Here is a 20,504-nt window from a genome sequence, read left to right as displayed (position 1 = left end):
CCCGGGCCTTTCGCGATGATCAGCTTCGGGCGGCCCGCAGTCGCCGGGCGATCTCCAGTTGCTCCGCCTCCGGCGGGCGGCCGTCCTCGATCTCCCACAGGCAGTTCTGCAGGACCCGGGCGAGGGTCCAGGCGCGGGCCCGGTCCCGGTCCAGGGCGAGGGCGTCGGTCATCGCGTCGAAGCGCCAGCGGACCTCGTCGGGGTCGAAGCGGTTGTCGATCGCCGGGAGCAGGTCGAAGCCGGGGTTGCCGGCGAGGGGCTTGGGGTCGATGGCGAGCCAGTCCGCGCGGTCGGCGGCGAGGACGTTCTCGTAGTGCAGGTCCCAGTGCAGGAGGCGGTCGCCGGGCTCGTCGGCGACCTCGCGTACGGCCGCCGCGCAGTCGGCGATCAGGCTCCGCGCCTCCCGGTCGGGGATGCGGTTCAGGGCCCACGGGGTCTGGTCCTGCATGGCGTGCGCGATGTCGCCGAGGCGGCGCAGCTCCGCCGGGGCGGGGAGGGAGGTGAGGTGGGCGAGCAGGCGGGCGATGACCAGGACGGCCTCGCGGCTGTCGGGCACGTGGGAGAGCATCCGGGCCGGGTCGAGGCGTTCCAGCAGCATCGTGCCGGTGTCCGGGTCGTGGTCCAGCAGCCGGACCGCGCCGTCGCCGTTCCAGGCGCGCAGGGCGACGGGCTCGCCTTCGCTCTCCTCGTCCAGGAGCTGGAGCTTGAGCACGGCCGGGGTGCCGTCCGCGCGGAGCACCGGCAGCACCAGCGCGCACCAGCCGTACATCGAGGGCCCGTCCAGCCGCAGCTCCCAGCGCTCCAGGAAGGTCTCGGCCAGCTCCGGCAGCCGGGCGATGAAGGCGCGGCCCTCGTCGCCGTTGAACTTCTCCTGGGACGCGGCGAGTTCCTCCGGGACATGGATCACGTCAAGCGACACTACGCGCGCGCGTGCGGGCCCTCACCTGAATTACGGGCCCCTGAGGAGCCCCGGTTCCACGGAATCCGAAGGAGACAGCGGCGCTCCGCGCGGGTTACCGTCCGGGGCCATGAGCAGCGGTGTCGTGAACGGCGGAGTCTCCTTCTGGTACGCGTCCGACGGCTTCCCGGAGGCGCGGAGGCCGCTGGACGGGGACGCGTCCGCCGACGTGGTGATCGTCGGGGGCGGATACACCGGGTTGTGGACCGCGTACTACCTGAAGAAGGCGGCCCCCTTTCTGCGGATCACCGTCCTGGAGCAGAAGTTCTGCGGCTACGGCGCCTCCGGGCGCAACGGCGGCTGGCTGTACAACGGCATCGCGGGCCGTGACCGGTACGCGAAGCTGCACGGCCACGAGGCCGCCGTACGGCTCCAGCGGGCCATGAACGACACCGTCGACGAGGTGATCCGGGTCGCCGAGGCCGAGGGCGTCGACGCCGATCTGCACAAGGGCGGGGTGCTGGAGGTGGCGCGTACGCCCGCGCAGCTCGCCCGGCTGAAGGCCTTCCACGCGGCGGAGCTGGCCTTCGGGGAGAAGGACCGGGAGCTGTACGGCGCGCGGGAGACCGCCCGGCGGATCCGGGTCGCGGACGCGGTGGGGGCGGCGTGGACGCCGCACGGGGCGCGGGTGCATCCGGTGAAGCTGGTGAAGGGCCTCGCGGCGGCCGTGGAGGCGCTGGGCGTGGTCATCCACGAGTCGACACCGGTGACGGAGATCCGGCCGAAGCACGCGGTGACGCCGTACGGCACCGTCCGCGCGCCGTATGTGCTGCGCTGCACCGAGGGCTTCACCGCCTCCCTGAAGGGGCAGCGGCGGACCTGGCTGCCGATGAACTCCTCGATGATCGCCACCGAGCCGCTGACCGAGGAGCAGTGGGCGGCGATCGGCTGGGACGGCCGGGAGACGCTGGGCGACATGGCGCACGCGTACATGTACGCGCAGCGCACCGCCGACGGGCGGATCGCGCTCGGCGGGCGCGGGGTGCCGTACCGCTTCGGGTCGCGGACGGACAACGACGGGCGCACCCAGGCGGAGACCGTGGAGGCGTTGCGCGACATCCTGGTCGGGTTCTTCCCGCAGCTCGCGGGGGTGCGGATCGAGCATGCCTGGTCGGGGGTGCTGGGGGTGCCGCGCGACTGGTGCGCGACCGTCACCCTGGACCGGTCGACGGGCCTCGGCTGGGCGGGCGGCTACGTCGGTTCCGGGGTCGCCACCGCCAACCTGGCCGGCCGTACGCTGCGGGACCTGGTGCAGCAGGACTCCGGGCAGGGCGGCCGGACGGAGCTGACGGAGCTGCCGTGGGTCGGGCACAAGGTGCGCAGGTGGGAGCCGGAGCCGCTGCGCTGGCTGGGTGTGCACGGCATGTACGCCACCTACCGCGCGGCCGACCGGCGGGAGACCGTGACGCACAGCGCCGAGTCGTCACGGCTGGCGCGGTGGGCGGACCGGGTGGCCGGGCGCCACTGAGGGCGCCGTCGGGCCACGCCCGGCGCGGTCAGGCCACGTACTCCTCCACCGGCGGCTTCTCCGGTGCCCCGCGCCTGGCGGGCTTGCCCGTGACCATCAGGGCGGCGATCAGACCGGCGAGCAGCATGATGCCGGCGGCCCACCAGATGGCGACCGTGTAGCCGTGGACGAGGCCCTCCCTGGTGATCGGCTCGCGCTGGGCCGGGTCGGTCAGGCGGGCGGCGATGTAGCCGGCGGCGCTGGTGGTGGCGACGGTGTTGAGCAGGGCGACGCCGAGGGAGGCGCCGACCTGCTGCGAGGTGTTGAGGGTGGCCGAGGTGATGCCGGCGTCCCGGGGGGCGACCCCGGCGGTCGCGGTGGCGAACACCGGCGTGTAGGTGAGGCCCATGCCGAGGCCCACGAGGATCAGCGCGGGCAGGACCTCGGTGGCGTACTCGGCGTCCACCGTCAGCCGCGTGAGGATCAGCATCCCGGACGTGGCCAGGAGCATGCCGGGGGCCATGAGCAGGCGCGGGGCGACGCGCGGGATGAGCCGGGCGGAGATCTGGGTCGAGCCGATGATGATCGAGCCGGTGAGCGGCAGGAAGGCCAGGCCGGTCGTGACGGGGGAGTACTCCTGGACGACCTGGAAGTAGTAGGTCATGAACAGGAACATGCCGAACATGCCGATCACGGCCAGCCCCAGGGTCAGGAAGCAGCCCGCGCGGTTGCGGTTCCTGACGATGTGCAGCGGCAGCAGGGGCGTACGGGCCCTGCTCTGCCACCACACGAAGACGGCGAGCAGGGCAAGGCCGCCGGCGAGCAGGCCGAGCACCCGGACGTCCGCCCAGCCCCTCGGCTGCGCCTCGCTGAGCCCGTAGACGATCGTGAGCAGCCCGCCGCAGCCGAGCAGCACGCCGGGCACGTCGAGCCGGGCCGCCTTCGGACCGGGGCGGTCGCGCAGCAGGGCGTACGCGCCGATGACCGCGACGATCGCCATGAGCACGTTGACGTACAGGCACCAGCGCCAGCCGAGGTACTCGGCGAGCAGCCCGCCGAGGACGAACCCGATGGCGGCTCCGCTGCCCGCCAGGGCGGAGTTGATGCCGAAGGCCTTCCCGCGCTCCTTGGGGTCGGTGAAGGTCGTGGTGAGCAGGCTGAGCGCGGACGGGGCGAGCACGGCGGCGAACATGCCCTGGAGGGCGCGGGCGCCGAACAGCATGCCCGGGCTGGTGGCCGCGCCGCCGAGCGCGGAGGCGGTGGCGAAGCCGACCAGTCCGATGACGAAGGTGCGCTTGCGGCCGACCAGGTCGGCGATCCGGCCGCCGAGCAGCAGCAGTCCGCCGAAGGCGAGGGTGTAGGCGGTGATCGCCCACTGCCGGTTGCCGTCGGTCATGCCCAGGTCGCGCTGGGCGGAGGGGAGCGCGATGTTCACGATGGTCGAGTCGAGGACGACCATCAGCTGGGCCATGGCGATGACCACCAGGCTCCACCAGCGGCGGGGGTCCGCGGCCGGAGGAGCCGTCGTGGCGGAGGGTGGGTCACCTCGGGGGACGCTCATGCGGGTCAGAAGACCATGAAACGGTACGCACCGCACCCCGGCCGCTCACTCTGAGTGAACGCTCCGCGTGGTCAGGGCTCCAGGACCACCTTGCCGGTCGTCCCCCGGGTCTCCAGGGCGCGGTGCGCGGCGGCCGCCCCGGCGAGCGGGAAGCGCTGCACGGCGGGGACGAGCCGGCCGGCGGCGGCCTCGGCGAGGGCGCGAAGCTCCAGGGTGCGGACCGGGTTGGGCCCGCCGGCCTTCTGCATCATCACCGGGCCCAGCACCTGCTCGGAGACGCCCTCGACCAGGTATGCCGAGCCGTCGTGCAGGCCCTCCCCGGACCAGCCGAAGACGATGTGCCGCCCGCCCGGCCCGAGCAGGGCGACGGACGCGCGGGCCGCGTCCCCGCCGACGCCGTCGAAGACGATCGTCGCGGGCCGGCCGCCCAGCCAGGCGCGCACCTTCTCCGGCCAGCCCGGGTCCTTGTAGTCGACGGCGAGGTCGGCGCCGTTCGCCTGGACGCGGGCGGCCTTCTCGGGGCCGCCGGCCAGGCCGACGACGGTGGCGCCGGCGTTCTTGGCGTACTGCACGAGCAGGGTGCCGATTCCGCCGGCGGCGGCCGGGATCACCACCACGTCGTCCGGGCCCGGCTCGGCGAACTGGACGATCCCCATGGCCGTACGCCCCGTCCCGATCATGGCGACGGCCTGTGCGAAGTCCAGGTTCTCCGGGACCTCGTGGACGCGCTCGACGCCGGTGACGGCCAGTTCGGCGTAGCCGCCGGGCGCGAAGCCGAGGTGGGCGACGACCCGCTTGCCCAGCCATGACTCCGCGACGTCCGCGCCGAGCGCGTCGACCACTCCGGCGACCTCACGGCCCGGAACGGTGGGCAGGGCGGGCAGCTCGGGCAGCGGCCCCCGCATGCCCTCGCGGATCGCGGTGTCGAGCAGGTGGACACCGGCCGCGGCGACCGAGATCCGGATCTGCCCGGGGCCGGGGACGGGGTCCTCGACCTCTTCGTAGGTGAGGTTCTCGGCGGGGCCGAAGGCGTGGAGACGGATGGCGTGCATGGGATCCCCCCGGAGGCTGTCGGGTCTGTCGTCCGGTGGCGGACGGTGGCGGACTTTGACGGACCCGACTCTCCGACCTCAAGCATGCTTGAGGTCAAGCGGCTTCGATCCGTGCCGGCCCAGCGCCAGCGACACCGCGGTCAGCGCGCTGGTGAAGGACACCTCCGACAGCACGCCCGGCGCGGCCACCTGGTCGCCCGCCAGATACACCCCGTCGCCGCGGTCCACGGCCGGACGGTCCCGCCAGGTGGTGCCGGGCAGGTCGACGGCGCCGGTACGGCCGTTCGCGATCGCCTCGCGCCGCCAGGTGACGCGCTCGCGCCAGCCCTCGAAGGCGAGGTCGAGCAGCTGCTCGGCGCGCGCGATGCCGTCCGCGCGGGACTCGTCCGGGGCGATGGGGATCTGCCCCTGGATCAGCTGCTCCCCCGCCGGGGCGAGGGTGCGGTCCTGCGCGGTGAACCGCTCGATCCAGCCGGGCGCGTCCAGGTCGGAGACGGCGAACGCGTCGCCGCGCCGGGTGCGCACCGCCAGGTCGATCAGGGCCGTACGGCCGCTCGGCCAGGTCAGCGAGTCGTCCCGGAGCAGTCGGCGGGCCGCGTCCAGGGAGGTGGCGACGACGACGGGCGTGTCGGTGGGCAGGGTGTCCACGCGGGACAGGGTCTCGATCCGCACCCCCAGGTTCCAGGCCCGCCCGGCCATCCGGTCGATGACACTGGCCCAGCCGCCGCGCGGGTAGTGCGCCTCCGGCGGCAGCTTGGTGGCCCGGCGCAGCCGTTCCTGCACGAAGGCCGCGGACAGGGAGCCCGGGTCGTGGTGGAAGAGGGCGACGGCGGAGTAGTGCGCGGCCGCGCGGGCGCCCTCCTCGCCGGCCTGCTCGGTCGCCCACGTCAGGAAGTCGGTGTCGACCGGGGCCTGCCGGGCGCCGCGGCGCAGCAACTTGAGCATGGCGAACGGCGGGGTGCGGCGCAGCACGCCGTGGTGGCGCAGCCGCAGCCGGGCGGCCTCCAGGGGCGGGATCGGGGCGAGCGGGCCGATCAGATCCCGCTGCCTGAGCCAGGTCCAGTGCGGGCCGCCGTTGTAGAGCGCGTGCGGGCCCTCGTTCGTGCGGTACGGCCCCTCCGCGGTCCGGGCCCGTCCGCCGAGCGTGTGGTGCGCCTCGTACACGGTGACCTTGGCGCCCGCTTCGGCGGCGGTGATCGCCGCGGTGAGGCCGGCGAAGCCGCCGCCGATGACGGTGATGCGGTGCATGGGTCTCCCCTAGGGTCGCTGCTCTGTCTCCCTCTAAGACCGATGGACCGGCCCTGAATGTGACATCGCGGCGTTTTCCCTGGTCAGAGGGATGGCCAGAAGGATGGTCAGGGGGACTGTCAGTGGCGGGGTGGAGCATGGGGGACATGGTGCGGAACGCGAGTGACCCGAAGCCGGCGCGACGACCGGAGCTGCGGCTGCCGCCCCTGGAGCCGTACGACGGCGCGGGCCTGGAACCCGACGGGGACTACGACGGCCTGGAGTTCCGCGGGGCGGACCTCACCGGTCAGGACGGCGGCGGGGCCCGCTTCCTGGACTGCGCCCTCGCGTCCTGCACGGTGACGGAGACCAGGCTGAGACACGCCCGCTTCCTCGACTCGGTGCTCAGCGCAGTCCAGGGCGTCGGCACCGACCTGGCCGAGGCGACGCTGCGGGACGTGGAGGTGACGGAGCCCCGCCTGGGGGGAGTGCAACTGCACGGCGCGGTGCTGGAACGGGTGGTGATCCGAGGCGGCAAGCTGGACTTTCTCAACCTGCGCACGGCACGCCTGAGAGACGTCGTCTTCGAGAACTGCGTGCTGGTGGAGCCCGACTTCGGGGGTGCGCGGCTGGAGCGCGTGGAGTTCGTGGGCTGTGCCCTGAAGGGCGCGGACTTCACCGCGGCCACCCTGAGGGACGTGGACCTGCGCGGCGCGGAGCCCCTGGAGATCGCCGGGGGACTGGACCGGCTGTCGGGGGCGGTGATCAGTCCGGGCCAGCTGATGGACCTCGCGGGGGTGTTCGCGGCGGCGTTGGGCGTGAAGGTGGTGTGAGGCGGCCTCGCGCCGCACTTCCCACCCCGTTCCTCACCCCAACCGGGGGAACTTCGCCTGCAACGTCCAGATCGCCGGGTTCTCCGCGAGGTCCTCGTGCAGATCGCACAGGTCGGCGATCAGGTCGTGCAGGAAGTCGCGGGCCTCGCGGCGGAGTTCGGTGTGCGAGAAGGTCAGGGGCGGCTCCTCGGCCGGCATCCAGTCCGACTCGATGTCCACCCAGCCGAACCGGCGCTCGAAGAGCATCCGGTCGGTGGACTCGGTGAAGTCGAGCTCCGCGTGCTGGGGGCGGGAGGCGCGGGAGCCCGCCGGGTCGCGGTCCAGCTGCTCCACGATGTCGCACAGCGCCCAGGCGAAGTCGAGCACCGGCACCCATCCCCAGGCTGTGGACAACTCCCGGTCGGCCTCGGTGTCGGCGAGATACACATCGCCGCAGAACAGGTCGTGCCGCAGAGCGTGGACGTCCGCCCGGCGGTAGTCCGTCTGGGGCGGGTCCGGGAAGCGGTTGGAGAGGGCGTAGCCGATGTCGAGCACGTAGCCGATGGTGTCACGGCGCGCGGCCCCGGAATCCGCCGCGTACCGGAGCGATGATCTGCTGCCGCCCGGCTCCGGAACCCTCCCGCCATAGGATCACGCACGTGTCCCGTTTCGTGCCCGTTGTCCCCGTCGCCGGATCTCTGTCCCTGGCTCTCGTCCTCACCGCCTGCGGGGGTGTCGAGGGCACCCCCGGCGGTTCCGGTGTGCGCGACCCGTACTTCCCCAAGGCGGGCAACGGCGGCTACGACGTCAGCCACTACGCCCTCACCGTCGACTACACCCCGGAAAGCCGCCGGCTCACCGGGCAGGCGATCGTCACGGCCCGGGCCACCCAGGCGCTCTCGGCCCTCAATCTCGACCTCGACGGCCTGGACGTCCGTTCCGTCACCGTGAACGGCACCGCCGCCCGCTGGAACCACACCGGCCAGGAGCTGACCGTCCGCCCGCGCGAGGAACTCGACGAGGGCGCGGCCTTCCGCGTCACGGTGCGCTACTCGGGCACCCCGGTCACGATCAACGACCCCGACGGCTCCGCGGAGGGCTGGCTGCCCACCGCCGACGGGGCGCTGGCGCTCGGCGAACCGGTCGGCTCGATGGCGTGGTTCCCCGGCAACCACCACCCCTCCGACAAGGCGGCGTACGACCTCTCGGTGACCGTGCCGCAGGGCCTCGTGGCCGTCTCCAACGGCGAGCCGACGGGCGAGGGGACCGCGGGCGGCCGGACGACGTACACCTGGCGCACCGCCGAGCCGATGCCGAGCTATGTCGCGACGCTCGCGATCGGCCGGTACGAGATCCGGCGCGGCCGGACGCCGGACGGCCTGCCGGTGTACAGCGCCGTGCACCCGGCGGAGGCGAACGCGAGCCGTGCGGTGCTGTCCCGCCTCCCCGAGGTGATGGCCTGGGCGGAGCGCACCTTCGGCCCGTACCCCTTCTCCTCCACCGGCGCGATCGTCGCCCCCCTCGGCTCCGCCGGGTACGCCCTGGAGACCCAGACCCGCCCCGTCTTCCCCGGCACCCCCGACGTCACGCTCCTCGTCCACGAACTGGCCCACCAGTGGTACGGCAACTCGGTCACGCCGAAGAGCTGGCGGGACATGTGGCTCAACGAGGGCTTCGCGACCTACGCGGAGTGGCTCTGGCAGGAGGAGCAGGGCGGGGACAGCGCCCAGCGGATCTTCGACGCGCTGTACGAGGGCGCGTACGACGACGGCGCGGCGCCCGGCGAGGAGATCTGGGCCTTCCCGCCGGCGAAGCCGCCGACCGCCGCCGACATCTCCGGGCGGCCGGTGTACGAACGGGGCGCGATGGTCCTGCACAAGATCCGGCAGACGGTCGGCGACTCCGCCTTCCGCCGCCTCCTGCGCGGCTGGGCCGCCGAGCACCGGCACGGCAACGCGTCCACCGAGGACTTCACCGCCTACGTCGAACAGCAGGCGCCGGACCACGACTTCACCGTCATCTGGGAAGACTGGCTCTACGGCGAGGGCCGCCCCGACCGGCCCTGATGCCGGCGTGGTCGTGTTCCACGCGCCGTCGGGCCCCCCGACAGAGGTCGAGGGGCCCGACGGGCAGGTGGTCGGCGCGTGTGGCTCAGACGTTCACGCCGAAGTCCTGGGCGATGCCCGCGAGGCCCGAGGCGTAGCCCTGGCCCACGGCGCGGAACTTCCACTCCGCGCCGTTGCGGTACAGCTCGCCGAAGACCATGGCGGTCTCGGTGGCCGCGTCCTCGGACAGGTCGTAGCGGGCGATCTCGGTGCCGCCGGCCTGGTTGATGATGCGGATGTAGGCGTTGCGGACCTGGCCGAAGTTCTGCGAGCGGGACTCCGCGTCGTAGATCGAGACCGGGAAGACGATCTTGTCGACGTCGGCCGGGAGGCCGGCCAGGTTGACGTTGATGGCCTCGTCGTCGCCCGCGCCCTCGCCCGTGCGGTTGTCGCCGGTGTGGACGATGGTCTGGTCCGGGGTCTGCTTGTTGTTGAAGAACACGAAGTGGGCGTCCGAGTAGACCTTGCCCTGAGAGTTGACCGCGATCGCGGAGGCGTCGAGGTCGAAGTCGGTGCCGGTCGTGGTCCGGACGTCCCAGCCGAGGCCCACGGTGACGGCGGTCAGGCCCGGAGCCTCCTTGGTGAGCGAGACGTTGCCACCCTTGGACAGGCTTACAGCCATGGTTCGGGAGTCCCTTCCTCGTTTACATTCGGCAAGAAGCTACAGCTACCCCTATGAACGCGAAGAGGGGTACGCGAGGTTCCTGGAGTCTTTACTTTCTTTACCCCGGTTGCCGCACGGGCGGATATTCGGATGACGTGAGCCCGTCATCACGGGGAACATGGACCGCATGTCCGGTCCCTACGTCATCCGCGGCTCCGTCTCGCTCCCCGAGGCCGAGCTCATGTGGCGTTTCTCCCGCTCGTCCGGGCCCGGCGGGCAGCATGTCAACACCAGCGACTCCCAGGTCGAGCTGCGGTTCGACCTCGCGCGGACCGAGGCGCTGCCCGAGGTGTGGAAGCAGCGGGCGCTGCAGCGGCTGGCCGGGCGGCTGGTCGACGGGGTCGTCAGCGTGCGCGCCTCCGAGCACCGGTCCCAGTGGCGCAACCGCGAGGCGGCGGCCGTACGCCTCGCCGCGCTGCTCGCCGAGGCGAGCGCGCCGCCGCCCAAGCCGCGCAAGCCGACCCATATCCCGCGCGGGATCAACGAACGCCGGCTCCGGGAGAAGAAGCAGCGCTCCGAGACCAAGCGCGGGCGCTCCCGGCAGAACTGGGCGTGAGCGGTCCCGCGGCCAAGTCCCAGCAGGCACGTCCCCGTGGGCAAGCCCTCGCGGCCACGTCCCCGTAGCCCTGTCACATCTCCTCCCCGCGATCCGTCATCCCGGTGACGAGTGATCCGACCGCGACGAGAGGCCGCGCCCCATGAGCGACACCGACTTCCTCGCCGAGCGTTTCGAGGCGCACCGCCCCCACCTGCGGGCCGTCGCGTACCGCATGCTCGGCTCGCTCGCCGAGGCGGACGACGCCGTCCAGGAGGCGTGGTTCCGGCTGAGCCGGTCGGAGTCGCGGGGGATCGACAACCTGGGCGGCTGGCTGACCACCGTGGTGGGCCGGGTCTGCCTGGACATGCTGCGTTCACGCTCCTCCCGCAGGGAGGAGCCGCTGGAGTCGGAGCGGCAGCCCATGCCCGTCGCCGGGCCCGAGCAGGACGCCCTGCTCGCGGACTCGGTGGGCGTCGCCCTGCTCGTCGTCCTGCAGACCCTCACGCCCGCCGAGCGGCTGGCGTTCGTGCTGCACGACCTGTTCGGGGTGCCGTTCGAGGAGATCGCCGCGATCGTGGACCGTACGCCGGCGGCCGCCCGGCAGCTCGCCAGCCGGGCCCGGCGCCGGGTGCGCGGGGCCGAGGCGCCGGACGCGGATCTGGCGCGGCAGCGGGAGGTCGTGGACGCGTTTCTCGCCGCCGCGCGGGACGGTGATTTCGACGGGCTGCTGAAGGTGCTGGACCCGGATGTGGTGGCCCGCGCGGAGAACTGGGTCAACGTGGGTGCGGAGGCGGTGGCCCGGGGCGCCGCGAGCTTCGCCCACGCCGCCCGCGTCGCGCGCACCGCGCTGGTCGGCGGGCTCCCCGGAGCGGTCGTCCTGGATGCCGCGGGGCGGCCGGAGCGGGCGCTGGCCTTCACCGTCGTACGGGACCGGATCGCCGTGATCGAGTTCTTCACCGAGCCCGAGCGGCTGGCCGCGGTGGACATCGTTCCGGTGCCCTGACCCCCGTCACGTCAGGTCCAGCACCCCGACGGTCTGCCCGCCGCTGACCTCCCCGGTCTCGCCGAACCCGAGGCCCAGGTAGAAGCCCTCGGGGCCGTCGGGGCCGGGGTGCCAGGTGACGTACAGCTCCGTGCCGCCGCGGCGGCGGATCTCGGCGGCCACGGCGTCGACGGCGAACCGGCCGTAACCCTTGCCCTGTTCCCCGGCGGCGATGTTCAGCCGCCACAGGCCGGAGCGCAGGACGCTGCCGTCCCCGTGCCAGTCGATGTCGAGGAAGGCCATCAGGAAGCCGACCGGGCGGCCCTCGTCGGTGATCAGGCGGGGCCAGGCGACGCCCTCGGGATGGACGTAGGCCTCGGCGAGGGACTGCATCACCGGGGAGACGGCGTGTTCCTGGTCGGGGCGGACGCGGATGCCGGTGGCGGCGTCGAAATTGCGGGGGGTTATCTCTTCCAGACTGATCATCCGGGCACCGTACGGGGAGCGGTTCCGCCCGGCCAGCGAAATTCCGGGGCGGCGAAAGGGGCGGTATACCGGCCCGGCCGCCGGCTCAGCCCAGCTGCCGGTACCGCCCGCGGAAGTACGCCAGCGGGCCGCCGTCCGCGCTCGGCACCTTCGCCGTCAGCACCCGGCCGATCACCAGGGTGTGGTCGCCGGCGGTCACCCGCTGCTCGGTGCGGCACTCCAGGGTCGCGAGGGCGCCGCCGACCAGCAGCGCGCCGGAGGCCTCGCCGCGCCGGTAGGGGATGTCGGCGAACAGCAGCCGGTCGCTGACCCTGCCCTTCATGGCGAAGCGGCCCGCGATGTGCCGCTGGCTCTCGGAGAGGACGGAGACCGCCCACAGCGGCTGCTCGGCGAGCAGGTCGTCCATGCGGGAGCCCTCGCGCAGGCTGATCAGGACCAGCGGCGGATCGAGGGAGACCGACATGAAGGCGGTCGCGGTCATGCCGACGTCCTCGCCGCCGGGTGCCGTGGGGTCGTCGGGGTCCAGCGGCGGCTCCACCGCGGTCACCAGGACCACACCGGCGGCCAGCCGGGACATGGCGGCCCGGAACTCGTCGTTGCTCACCCCCTCAGCATGCCCGGCGGGGGAGGGCTGGGCGGGCACCGCGGGCGTGGCCGAGGCGGAGGAGGCGGAGGGGGGAGTCTTCAGCACGTTCGAAACGCTAGTCTCCGGTGCGAACACGCCGCATCGGACCTCGGCCCGAAGCCGGTCCTAGGGCTGGAGTCGGACAACCGCGGACAGGGGACGACCACGTCGCAAAACCTGCGTTCGGTAAACGCACGGGAAAAACGCAGAAACCCCACTCAATTGTTCACGTTCTACTGTGACTTGAGTCACAAGGGGCATGAATTGTTGACCCTGTGTACCGAGTGGGCAGCGCGCTGTGATTCAGTGGCGGGAAGATACGAGGCACCATCCGGAAAAGGCGCCGAAGAGAACCCTTGATTCGCTGCGAGGTCTCGGGGGGAGGGCGAGCATGGAGACCGAGTCGGAGCCGTATGTCCGTCTTGCGTCCCTGCGACAGCTGCACCAGGTCATGGCGGACATGAACACCGCCCGCAGCCTGGCCGACACACTGCAGACCGTCGCGGACGGCGTCGTCACCGCCCTCGGGTACGAGCTGGCGTGCGTGAACCTCGTCCGGCCCGACGGCGACCTGGTCGTCGCCGCCTTCTCCGGGAACCCCGCCGCCGAGGCGCTGATCACCGGCCGGGTCGGCTCCCGCACCTCCTGGGAACGCCGCCTGAACATGGGCGAACAGTGGGGCGACCTGGTCTTCATACCGCACACCGAGGGCTGGGTCCTCGACGACGACGACGTCCCGCAGTGGTACACCGAGGGCCCCGCCCCCCGCTTCGAGGACGAGTGGCACCCCTCCGACCGGCTCTTCGCGCCGATGTACGCCCCCGGCGCCCAGGGCGGCCCCGCCTCCGGTGAACTCATCGGCGTTCTCTCCGTGGACCGCCCGCGCAACGGCCGGCGGCCCGGCGCCTGGGGCCGCGAGGCCCTCCAGATGTACGCCTTCCAGGCCGCCATCGCGATCAGCAACGCCCGCCTCAGGGCCAACATGCAGCGCGCCCTCGTCCGGCTCGAACGCGAACAGCAGGCCCTGCGCGCCAGCGAGGAAAGCTTCCGCCAGGCCTTCGAGTACGCCCCTTCCGGCATGGCCATCGCCGAGATGGGCGGCGACCAGCACGGCCGCATCCTGCGCACCAACGACGCCCTGTGCCGCCTCCTCGGCCGCCCCGCCTCCGCGATGCGCCGCTACGCCTTCTCCGACCTCGTCCACCCCGAGGACATAGGCACCCTCCTGAGGACCTCCGCCGAGGGCGGACGCGCGGAACTCCGGCTCGGCCGCCGGGACGGCAGCTACGTCTGGGTCAGCTTGCGCAACTCCGTCGTCGCCGACGCCGCCGACGGCCCCCGCTTCCTGCTCACCCACGTCGAGGACATCGAGGAACGCAAGCGCCGCGAGCTCCAGCTCGCCCACCGCGCCTCCCACGACTCGCTGACCGGACTGCCCAACTCCGCCGAGCTGCGCTCCCGGCTCTCCGCCCGCCTCTGCCAGCGCCCGCAGTCCGGGCCGTACGACTCCCACGACGCGGCCTACGGCCACCCCGGCCACGAGCCCGGCCACGCCTTCGACTTCCCGCCCGGCGACAGCTACGAGATCGACGTCTACGACCACCACGTCCACACGATCGCCCCCGTGGGCGACCACGACGACGGCACCAAGGGCCTCGCGGTGCTCTTCTGCGACCTCGACGGCTTCAAGTCGATCAACGACCGGTTCGGGCACAACGCGGGCGACGCCGTCCTCATCGAGGTGGCCCGCCGGCTCAGCAACGGTGTCCGGGACGGTGACACCGTGGCCCGGCTCGGCGGCGACGAGTTCGTGATCCTCGCGGACGGGCTCGGCCGCGCCGACGCCCAGGACCTCGCCGTCCGGCTGCGCAACGAGATCATCCAGCCGATCCGGGCCGAGGGCCGGGCGGTCCGGGTGGGCGCCAGCTTCGGCATCGGCTGGGCACACTGCGGGATGACCGCGGACGAAGTGCTCAAGTCCGCCGACGAGCGTATGTACGTCGAGAAACGATCTCGTCCCAAACAGCACCGCCGTGCCGGATGAACCGCAGGTCAGCGCGGTGCTGCGATCCGGGTCACCCGTTTGGGTGCGTCAGAGCGGGTAGGCTCGCCCTCTCACCACCGCATCGCACCCGTTCCGCACCTGCTTGAGGAGTACGAGGGATGACGCCCGGCAACAACGGCGCGAGCACGCCCGAGGACGACGACCCGTTCGGTTACCTCTACGCCGACGGTCAGGCCAACGGCGCCCAGCCGCCGTCCGGCGGTTACGGCTACCCGAACTCGGTCAGCAGGGTGCGCACGGTCGGTGACCGCCCGCGCGGGCAGCAGCACGCCACCTACGGGCAGGGCGTCCCGCCGCAGCAGGGCGCGTACGGCAGGCCCAGCGCGCACTACGCCGCCCCCGAGAACTATCCCGGCGGCGCGCCGACCACCCAGCAGCCGCTGCCCGGCCAGGGCAGCGGCGGCCGGGGCCGCGGGCCCAACACCAAGGGGCTGCTGATCGGCGCGATCGCGGTCGTCGCGGCCGTCGTCATCGGCATCGGCATCGCCATGGTCAGCAGCGACTCGAAGGACGACGACTCCGCGGGCGGTGACGCCTCGCCGACCCCGACCGCGACGCAGAGCGCCGAGCCGAGCCCGTCGGGCAGCAGCAGCGCGGCGAGCGAGGAGGAGCTGCCGGCCATCGACGCCAAGACGCTGCTCCTCGGCGGCGGCGCCCACACCGCCTCCGACATCAAGGGCGCCAAGGCGGACGGCGGCTTCTACGTGACCGGCTTCAACGCCGTCGGCGCCTCCGTCACCTGGAAGGTCGACGGCATCCCGGAGACCGGCAAGTACACCCTGTACGTCGGCTACGGCGTGCCCGGCAAGGACGCCACCGCCACCCTCAGCGTCAACGGCACCCCCGCGTCGACGCCCGTCGACATGAAGAACTGGGCCAACGCCCCCGAGGGCGCCTACGACAAGGGCTGGACGAAGACGTACAACTACGTCCAGCTCAACAAGGGCACCAACACCATCAAGATCTCCTGCGAGCAGGGCAACCAGTGCGACGCCAACCTCGACCAGCTGTGGCTGGTCAAGGGCTGGGTGAAGTAGCCGCCCCGCGCGGGGCGGTTCACGCCGCGGTGGCCTCCGCGGTCACCGCGACCCGCCCCAGCAGCTCCTCGTAGGCCCGCCGGTCGAACTCCCCGGCCACCGGGGAGAGGACCGTCGCCGCCGACAGCGCGCTCGCCCGGGCCAGCCGGTCCGGCCAGGACAGGTGCTCCACCAGCCCCGACAGCAACCCCGCGACCGCCGAGTCCCCGGCGCCCGTGGGGTTGCCGTGTATCCGGGCGGGCGGGGCGGCGCGCCAGCGGCCCTCCGGGGTCACCGCGAGCAGCCCGTCCCGGCCCAGCGAGGCCACCACGGCACGCGCCCCGCGCCGGCGCGTGTCCTGGGTGGCGCGCAGCGGCTCGTGGGCGCCGGTCAGCTCGGCCAGCTCGTCGGCGTTCGGCTTGACGATGTCGGGGCGGGCGGCGACCGCGCGGCGCAGCGGCTCGCCGCTGGTGTCGAGCAGTACCGGGACGCCGGCCGCGCGGGCGGTGCGGACGAGTCCCGCGTAGGCGCCCACCGGGACGCCCGGCGGGAGGCTGCCGCACAGGGCCACCGCGTCGGCGTCGGCGAGCAGATCGACGTAGGCCTCCTGGAAGGCGGACCACTCGGCCGGGGTGATCAGCGGGCCGGGCTCGTTGAGCTGGGTGGTGTCGCCGGTCCGCTCGTCGACGACGGCGACGGTGCGCCGGGTGGCGCCGCCGATCGGGACGAGTGCGTCGATCACGCCGGGTGTGGCGGCGAGACGGTCCTGCACGCCGCGTCCGGTGCCGCCGCCCGCGAAGCCGGTGACGGTCACCTCGTGGCCGAGGGCCGCGAGGACCCGGGCCACGTTGACGCCCTTGCCGCCGGGGCGTTCGGTGACGTCGGTGACCCGGTGGGTGGTGTGGGGCCGCAGGGACCGGACGCGATACGTGATGTCGAGAGCGGTGTTCAGCGTGACCGTGAGGATCACCTGGGCCGACCTCCCCCGAGTGAAATGCGCTTGCCGAGACGTTCTCCGGAGTCCCGAGACGTTCCTCGTGGTCCCGAGACCTCTCCGGAGGGTCGATCATGCCAAAGAGACGGCGGCCGGCCCAGCCCTGGAACCGGCCGCCGTCTCGTCGACTCGGGGACGGATCACCCCAGTTGGGGATCCACCACCCATTCACCCCGGCGCATCACGCCCTTCACCTCGAAGGCGGCGTCCAGCAGCACCAGGTCGGCGTCCTTGCCGGGCTCCAGGGAGCCGATGCGGTCGGACAGGCCGAGCAGCCGGGCCGGGTTGGCGGACAGGGCCGCCACCGCGTCCTCGACGGACAGCCGGTCGATCGTCACCGCCCGCTTGAAGGCGCGGTCCAGGGTGAGGGTGGAGCCCGCGATCGAGCCGCCCTCCACCAGGCGGGCCACGCCGTCCGCGACCTCGACCTCCAGCGGGCCGAGCATGTAGCGGCCGTCGCCGAAGCCGGCCGCGTCCATCGCGTCGGTGATGAACGCGACCCGGTCCGCGCCCGCGTGATGGAACGCCAGCTCCAGGGCGGCCGGGTGCAGATGGACGCCGTCGTTGATCAGCTCGACGGTGACCCGCTCGTCCTCCAGGAGCGCCGCGATCGGGCCGGGGGCGCGGTGGCCGAGGGCGGGCATCGCGTTGAAGAGATGCGTGGCGACGGTGGCGCCCGCGTCGATGGCCTCGACGGTCTGCTCGTACGTCGCGTCGGTGTGGCCGATCGCCGCGATCACGCCGTGCTCGGCGAGGAGGCGTACGGAGTCGATGCCGCCGGGCAGTTCGGTGGCGAGGGTGACCATCTTGGCGTGGCCGCGGGCCGCGTCGATCAGCTTGCGGACCTCCGCCGGGTCCGGGTCGCGCAGCAGCGCCTCGGAGTGGGCGCCCTTGCGGCAGGGGGAGATGAACGGGCCCTCGAAGTGGATGCCGGCGATGTCGCCCTGCTCGGCGAGTTCGCTGAGCAGCCCGGCGCGCTGGGCGAGGAAGTGCATGTCGCCGGTGACGGTGGAGGCGACGAGGGTGGTGGTGCCGTGGGTGCGGTGGGTGTGGATGCCGGTGAGTACGTCGTCGACGGTGCCTGAAGTGAACGAGGCTCCGCCGCCGCCGTGGTTGTGGATGTCGACGAAGCCGGGGACCAGCCAGTGGCCGGATACGTCGATGACGTGGGCGTTCTCGTGTGCGCTCGCGATGATCCGGTTGCCCTCGACGACCACCTCACCTGCGTCGACAACTCCCGTCGGGAGTACTACGCGGGCTCCCTTGAGGACCATCTGCGGGCCGGTGGGGGCTTGTCGCGCAGTTCCCCGCGCCCCTGGGTGGGCTGCCATCAGGGCGTTACCTCCGTACGGTCGGTGTTGTCTAGGAGATCCCAGGCCAGCAGTCCAGCGCCCAGACATCCGGCGGTGTCCCCCAGTGCGGCGGGGACGAGCGACGGCAGCTTCTGGAAGGTGACCCGCCGCCGGACGGCGTCCCGCAGCGGTGTGAACAAGGTTTCCCCCGCCTCGGCGAGCCCGCCACCGATGACGATCGTGCGCGGGTCCAGCAGGGTGAGGGCGGTGACCAGGCCGTCGGCGAGGGCCTCCACGGCCTCCTGCCAGATCCGGACGGCGTTCGGGTCGCCGGACATGACGGCCTTGGCGCAGTCCGCCGCGTCCGCGTCCGGGTCGCCGGCCGCCTCCGCCCAGGCCTGGCTGACCGCCGAGGCCGAGGCGTAGCGCTCCAGGCAGCCCCGCTGGCCGCAGGGGCAGGGGGTGCCGCCGGGGCGTACGACGATGTGGCCGATCTCGCCCGCGAAGCCGTGCGCGCCCGCCTCCACCCGGCCGTCGATGCCGATGGCGCCCGCGATGCCGGTGCCCAGGGGGACGAAGAGGAAACGGTCGGCGCCCTGGCCCGCGCCGATCCGGCCCTCGGCGAGGCCGCCGGTGCGGACGTCGTGGCCGAGGGCGACGGGGAGGCCGGCGAGCCGGTCGCCGAGCAGGGCGCGCAGGGGGACGTCGCGCCAGCCGAGGTTGGCGGCGTAGGTGGCGATGCCGTGCCGCTCGTCGACGATGCCGGGGACGGCGACTCCGGCGGCGGAGGCCGGTTCGCCGAGGTGTTTCTCGCCGTACGCGTACAGGTCGGCGGCGAAGCCGAGGATCGTCTCCACGACCGCCTCGGGTCCGCGCTCGCGGCCGGTGGCCCGGCGTGCCTGGTGCAGCAGGTCGCCGTCCGCCCCGACCAGGGCGGCCTTCATCCCGGTGCCGCCCACATCGAGGGCGATGACGTGTCTCACGGGGGACAGTGTGGCCCGAGGACCCGGAAGAGGTCTAGTCCACTTACGTGGTGTAGACCTTGTTTTCCACGGAAGGTGTAGACCTCCTTCCGGAATTCGGACAACAGGACAACGCGAGTCGACAGGGGTTGGGGAAGCAGTGCAGCGGCGCAAGGCAGGAATGGTCGCGGTGATGTCCGCACTGGGCATGACGGCGGTCCTCGGCGGCTGCGGCCTCACCGGAGGCTCCGACGACGTGACCCTGCGGCTGGTCGCCGCGGACTACGGCGACAGCGCGGCCAACAGCTCCGAGAAGTACTGGGCGAAGCTGGTCGAGGAGTACGAGGCCGAGCACCCCGGGGTGAAGATCGAGGTCAGCGTCTACTCCTGGAACGACGTCGACGCCAAGGTCAAGGAGATGGTCGACGCCGGCAAGGCGCCCGACATGGCGCAGATCGGCGCCTACGCCGACTACGCGGACGCCGGGCTGCTCTACCCGGCCGACGAACTGCTCTCCATACCGGTCCAGGCCGACTTCGCCGCCCAGCTCGCCGCGGCCGGCCAGATCGACGGCACGCAGTACGGCATGCCGTTCGCGGCCTCCACCCGCCTGCTCTTCTACAACAAGACCCTCTTCGCCAAGGCCGGCCTCACCCCGCCCACCACCTGGGACGAGCTGGCCGCCGACGCCGAGGCGCTCAAGGCGAAGGGCGTGAAGTACCCGTACGCGCTGCCGCTCGGCCCGGAGGAGGCGCAGGCCGAGACCATGCAGTGGCTGCTCAGCGGAGGCGGCGGCTACACCGACACCTCCGGCGGCTACGGCATCGACTCCCCGGAGAACGTCGAGACCTTCACCTGGCTGCGCGACGAACTCGTCGGCAAGGACCTGACCGGACCGGTCGCCCCCGGCAGGCTCAATCGCGCGGACGCCTTCGCCGCGTTCGCGAACGGGCAGGTCGGCATGCTCAACGGCCACCCCTCGCTGATGAAGATCGCCGAGAAGAAGGGCGTGAAGTTCGGCATGGTGCCGATGCCCGGCGCCGACGGCGAGTCCCCGGCGACCATGGGCGTCGCCGACTGGATGATGGCGTTCGAGCAGAACGGGCACAAGGAGCAGGTCGGCGAGTTCCTCGACTTCGTCTACGCCGAGAAGAACGTGCTCGACTTCTCCCGCGAGTACGACCTGCTGCCCGTCACCAACTCCGCGTCCGAGGTCATGAGCGCCGCCGCCGAGGACAAGGACCTCCAGCCCTTCCTGGAGGAGCTGCCGCTCGCCGAGCTGTACCCGGTGGGCAAGACGTCCTGGGCGCAGGTCAGCGCCGAGGTGAAGAAGCAGATCGGCAAGGCGGTCGCGCCCGGCGGCAGCCCGTCGGCCGTGCTCGGCGCACTGGAGAACACCGCCCTGACCGCGGAGAGCGCGGCGGCCGCCGAGTAGGCGCTGTCAGTGGCGGCGGTTAGCGTTCCGGGTATGGAGCGTGAGCCGCTGAACCGACGGGAACAGGACATCCTCGCGCTGGAGCGCCGGGGCTTTCCGGGCCCCGGCGCGAAGGAGCGCGCGATCCGGGAGGAGCTGGGCCTCGCCCCGGTCCGCTACTACCAGCTCCTGAACGCCCTGCTCGACGACCGGCGAGCACTGGAGCACGACCCGGTGACGGTGAACCGGCTGCGCCGGGTGCGGGAGCGCAGACGCGCGCAGCGGTGAGGCCGGGTTCACGGTT

General features: G+C 72.6%; 20 protein-coding genes. 9 read left to right on the top strand and 11 right to left on the bottom strand.

All coding sequences use genetic code 11. The features are described from left to right. Positions 1-19 precede the first annotated feature (19 nt). Complete coding sequence (locus ACZ42A_RS12620) at positions 20-919, bottom strand: aminoglycoside phosphotransferase family protein (RefSeq protein ID WP_468527169.1); 900 nt, start codon at positions 917-919, stop codon at positions 20-22. Between the two features lie 109 nt (positions 920-1,028). On the opposite strand from ACZ42A_RS12620, the gene ACZ42A_RS12615 reads away from it, so the two are divergent. After that, on the top strand, positions 1,029-2,426 hold the full coding sequence (locus ACZ42A_RS12615) for an NAD(P)/FAD-dependent oxidoreductase (protein ID WP_468527168.1): 1,398 nt from the start codon (positions 1,029-1,031) through the stop codon (positions 2,424-2,426). Positions 2,427-2,454: 28 nt separating this feature from the next. Here ACZ42A_RS12615 and ACZ42A_RS12610 read toward each other — a convergent pair whose 3' ends face one another. The 3 genes from ACZ42A_RS12610 to ACZ42A_RS12600 all read right to left on the bottom strand — a co-directional run bounded on the left by ACZ42A_RS12610 (position 2,455) and on the right by ACZ42A_RS12600 (position 6,266). Continuing rightward, positions 2,455-3,966: an MFS transporter gene (locus ACZ42A_RS12610; protein WP_468527167.1), complete on the bottom strand. Its 1,512-nt coding sequence runs from the start codon at positions 3,964-3,966 to the stop codon at positions 2,455-2,457. Between the two features lie 71 nt (positions 3,967-4,037). After that, on the bottom strand, positions 4,038-5,018 hold the full coding sequence (locus ACZ42A_RS12605; RefSeq protein ID WP_468527166.1) for a zinc-binding dehydrogenase: 981 nt from the start codon (positions 5,016-5,018) through the stop codon (positions 4,038-4,040). 78 nt (positions 5,019-5,096) lie between these two features. Then, entirely contained in the window at positions 5,097-6,266 is a 1,170-nt protein-coding gene (locus ACZ42A_RS12600) for an FAD-dependent oxidoreductase (protein WP_468527165.1), read from the bottom strand. A 146-nt stretch (positions 6,267-6,412) separates the two neighbouring features. Here ACZ42A_RS12600 and ACZ42A_RS12595 point away from each other — a divergent pair, with 146 nt between their 5' ends. Then, entirely contained in the window at positions 6,413-7,078 is a 666-nt protein-coding gene (locus tag ACZ42A_RS12595) for a pentapeptide repeat-containing protein (RefSeq protein WP_468527164.1), read from the top strand. A 33-nt stretch (positions 7,079-7,111) separates the two neighbouring features. Here ACZ42A_RS12595 and ACZ42A_RS12590 read toward each other — a convergent pair whose 3' ends face one another. Further along, positions 7,112-7,612, bottom strand: a complete 501-nt coding sequence (locus tag ACZ42A_RS12590; RefSeq protein WP_468527163.1) for a hypothetical protein — start codon at positions 7,610-7,612, stop codon at positions 7,112-7,114. A 53-nt stretch (positions 7,613-7,665) separates the two neighbouring features. On the opposite strand from ACZ42A_RS12590, the gene ACZ42A_RS12585 reads away from it, so the two are divergent. Then, the gene (locus ACZ42A_RS12585; protein ID WP_468527162.1) at positions 7,666-9,123 is read left to right on the top strand and encodes a M1 family metallopeptidase; all 1,458 of its coding nucleotides are present in this window, start codon (positions 7,666-7,668) and stop codon (positions 9,121-9,123) included. Positions 9,124-9,208: 85 nt separating this feature from the next. Here ACZ42A_RS12585 and ACZ42A_RS12580 read toward each other — a convergent pair whose 3' ends face one another. Further along, positions 9,209-9,784 carry a TerD family protein gene (locus ACZ42A_RS12580; RefSeq protein WP_468527161.1) on the bottom strand — a complete coding sequence of 192 codons (576 nt, stop codon included), beginning with the start codon at positions 9,782-9,784 and terminating at the stop codon, positions 9,209-9,211. Between the two features lie 160 nt (positions 9,785-9,944). Between ACZ42A_RS12580 and arfB the strand changes: the two genes are divergently transcribed. Both arfB and ACZ42A_RS12570 read left to right on the top strand, forming a co-directional pair. Further along, positions 9,945-10,382, top strand: a complete 438-nt coding sequence (gene arfB / locus ACZ42A_RS12575; RefSeq protein WP_468527160.1) for an alternative ribosome rescue aminoacyl-tRNA hydrolase ArfB — start codon at positions 9,945-9,947, stop codon at positions 10,380-10,382. A 142-nt stretch (positions 10,383-10,524) separates the two neighbouring features. After that, positions 10,525-11,367, top strand: a complete 843-nt coding sequence (locus ACZ42A_RS12570) for a sigma-70 family RNA polymerase sigma factor (RefSeq protein WP_468527159.1) — start codon at positions 10,525-10,527, stop codon at positions 11,365-11,367. Positions 11,368-11,373: 6 nt separating this feature from the next. Here the strand turns inward: ACZ42A_RS12570 and ACZ42A_RS12565 are convergent, their stop codons facing one another. Both ACZ42A_RS12565 and ACZ42A_RS12560 read right to left on the bottom strand, forming a co-directional pair. Continuing rightward, positions 11,374-11,832, bottom strand: a complete 459-nt coding sequence (locus ACZ42A_RS12565; RefSeq protein ID WP_468527158.1) for a GNAT family N-acetyltransferase — start codon at positions 11,830-11,832, stop codon at positions 11,374-11,376. Between the two features lie 85 nt (positions 11,833-11,917). Then, the gene (locus tag ACZ42A_RS12560) at positions 11,918-12,523 is read right to left on the bottom strand and encodes a flavin reductase family protein (RefSeq protein WP_468527157.1); all 606 of its coding nucleotides are present in this window, start codon (positions 12,521-12,523) and stop codon (positions 11,918-11,920) included. Positions 12,524-12,848: 325 nt separating this feature from the next. Between ACZ42A_RS12560 and cdgB the strand changes: the two genes are divergently transcribed. Beyond that, a complete protein-coding gene (gene cdgB, locus ACZ42A_RS12555) occupies positions 12,849-14,501 on the top strand; it encodes a diguanylate cyclase CdgB (RefSeq protein WP_468527156.1) in 1,653 nt (550 codons plus the stop codon). A 119-nt stretch (positions 14,502-14,620) separates the two neighbouring features. Next, positions 14,621-15,559 (top strand): carbohydrate-binding protein, encoded by a 939-nt coding sequence (locus ACZ42A_RS12550; protein ID WP_468527155.1) that lies wholly within the window; start codon positions 14,621-14,623, stop codon positions 15,557-15,559. 19 nt (positions 15,560-15,578) lie between these two features. Here the strand turns inward: ACZ42A_RS12550 and ACZ42A_RS12545 are convergent, their stop codons facing one another. The 3 genes from ACZ42A_RS12545 to ACZ42A_RS12535 form a co-directional block, all read right to left on the bottom strand. Further along, positions 15,579-16,508 (bottom strand): 1-phosphofructokinase family hexose kinase, encoded by a 930-nt coding sequence (locus ACZ42A_RS12545; protein WP_468527154.1) that lies wholly within the window; start codon positions 16,506-16,508, stop codon positions 15,579-15,581. Between the two features lie 164 nt (positions 16,509-16,672). Beyond that, positions 16,673-17,806, bottom strand: coding sequence for an N-acetylglucosamine-6-phosphate deacetylase (gene nagA / locus ACZ42A_RS12540; RefSeq protein WP_468527153.1), 1,134 nt, complete (start codon positions 17,804-17,806; stop codon positions 16,673-16,675). A 56-nt stretch (positions 17,807-17,862) separates the two neighbouring features. Next, positions 17,863-18,807: an ROK family protein gene (locus ACZ42A_RS12535; RefSeq protein ID WP_468527152.1), complete on the bottom strand. Its 945-nt coding sequence runs from the start codon at positions 18,805-18,807 to the stop codon at positions 17,863-17,865. A gap of 172 nt (positions 18,808-18,979) precedes the next feature. Here ACZ42A_RS12535 and ACZ42A_RS12530 point away from each other — a divergent pair, with 172 nt between their 5' ends. Both ACZ42A_RS12530 and ACZ42A_RS12525 read left to right on the top strand, forming a co-directional pair. After that, complete coding sequence (locus ACZ42A_RS12530) at positions 18,980-20,221, top strand: ABC transporter substrate-binding protein (protein WP_468527151.1); 1,242 nt, start codon at positions 18,980-18,982, stop codon at positions 20,219-20,221. A gap of 33 nt (positions 20,222-20,254) precedes the next feature. Beyond that, positions 20,255-20,488: a DUF3263 domain-containing protein gene (locus ACZ42A_RS12525; protein ID WP_468527150.1), complete on the top strand. Its 234-nt coding sequence runs from the start codon at positions 20,255-20,257 to the stop codon at positions 20,486-20,488. Positions 20,489-20,504: the final 16 nt, after the last annotated feature.

The organism is Streptomyces sp. NPDC030838 (assembly GCF_055572035.1).
Note: the sequence above shows the minus strand (reverse complement) of the source record. Positions and strands in the feature narration are given on the sequence as shown.

Coding starts and splice junctions, on each gene's coding strand:
- ACZ42A_RS12615 (WP_468527168.1), top strand. CDS start 1,029: ATGAGCAGCGGTGTCGTGAACGGCGGAGTCTCCTTCTGGTACGCGTCC.
- ACZ42A_RS12610 (WP_468527167.1), bottom strand. CDS start 3,966: ATGAGCGTCCCCCGAGGTGACCCACCCTCCGCCACGACGGCTCCTCCG.
- ACZ42A_RS12605 (WP_468527166.1), bottom strand. CDS start 5,018: ATGCACGCCATCCGTCTCCACGCCTTCGGCCCCGCCGAGAACCTCACC.
- ACZ42A_RS12600 (WP_468527165.1), bottom strand. CDS start 6,266: ATGCACCGCATCACCGTCATCGGCGGCGGCTTCGCCGGCCTCACCGCG.
- ACZ42A_RS12595 (WP_468527164.1), top strand. CDS start 6,413: ATGGTGCGGAACGCGAGTGACCCGAAGCCGGCGCGACGACCGGAGCTG.
- ACZ42A_RS12585 (WP_468527162.1), top strand. CDS start 7,666: ATGATCTGCTGCCGCCCGGCTCCGGAACCCTCCCGCCATAGGATCACG.
- ACZ42A_RS12580 (WP_468527161.1), bottom strand. CDS start 9,784: ATGGCTGTAAGCCTGTCCAAGGGTGGCAACGTCTCGCTCACCAAGGAG.
- arfB (WP_468527160.1), top strand. CDS start 9,945: ATGGACCGCATGTCCGGTCCCTACGTCATCCGCGGCTCCGTCTCGCTC.
- ACZ42A_RS12570 (WP_468527159.1), top strand. CDS start 10,525: ATGAGCGACACCGACTTCCTCGCCGAGCGTTTCGAGGCGCACCGCCCC.
- ACZ42A_RS12565 (WP_468527158.1), bottom strand. CDS start 11,832: ATGATCAGTCTGGAAGAGATAACCCCCCGCAATTTCGACGCCGCCACC.
- cdgB (WP_468527156.1), top strand. CDS start 12,849: ATGGAGACCGAGTCGGAGCCGTATGTCCGTCTTGCGTCCCTGCGACAG.
- ACZ42A_RS12550 (WP_468527155.1), top strand. CDS start 14,621: ATGACGCCCGGCAACAACGGCGCGAGCACGCCCGAGGACGACGACCCG.
- nagA (WP_468527153.1), bottom strand. CDS start 17,806: ATGGTCCTCAAGGGAGCCCGCGTAGTACTCCCGACGGGAGTTGTCGAC.
- ACZ42A_RS12530 (WP_468527151.1), top strand. CDS start 18,980: ATGTCCGCACTGGGCATGACGGCGGTCCTCGGCGGCTGCGGCCTCACC.
- ACZ42A_RS12525 (WP_468527150.1), top strand. CDS start 20,255: ATGGAGCGTGAGCCGCTGAACCGACGGGAACAGGACATCCTCGCGCTG.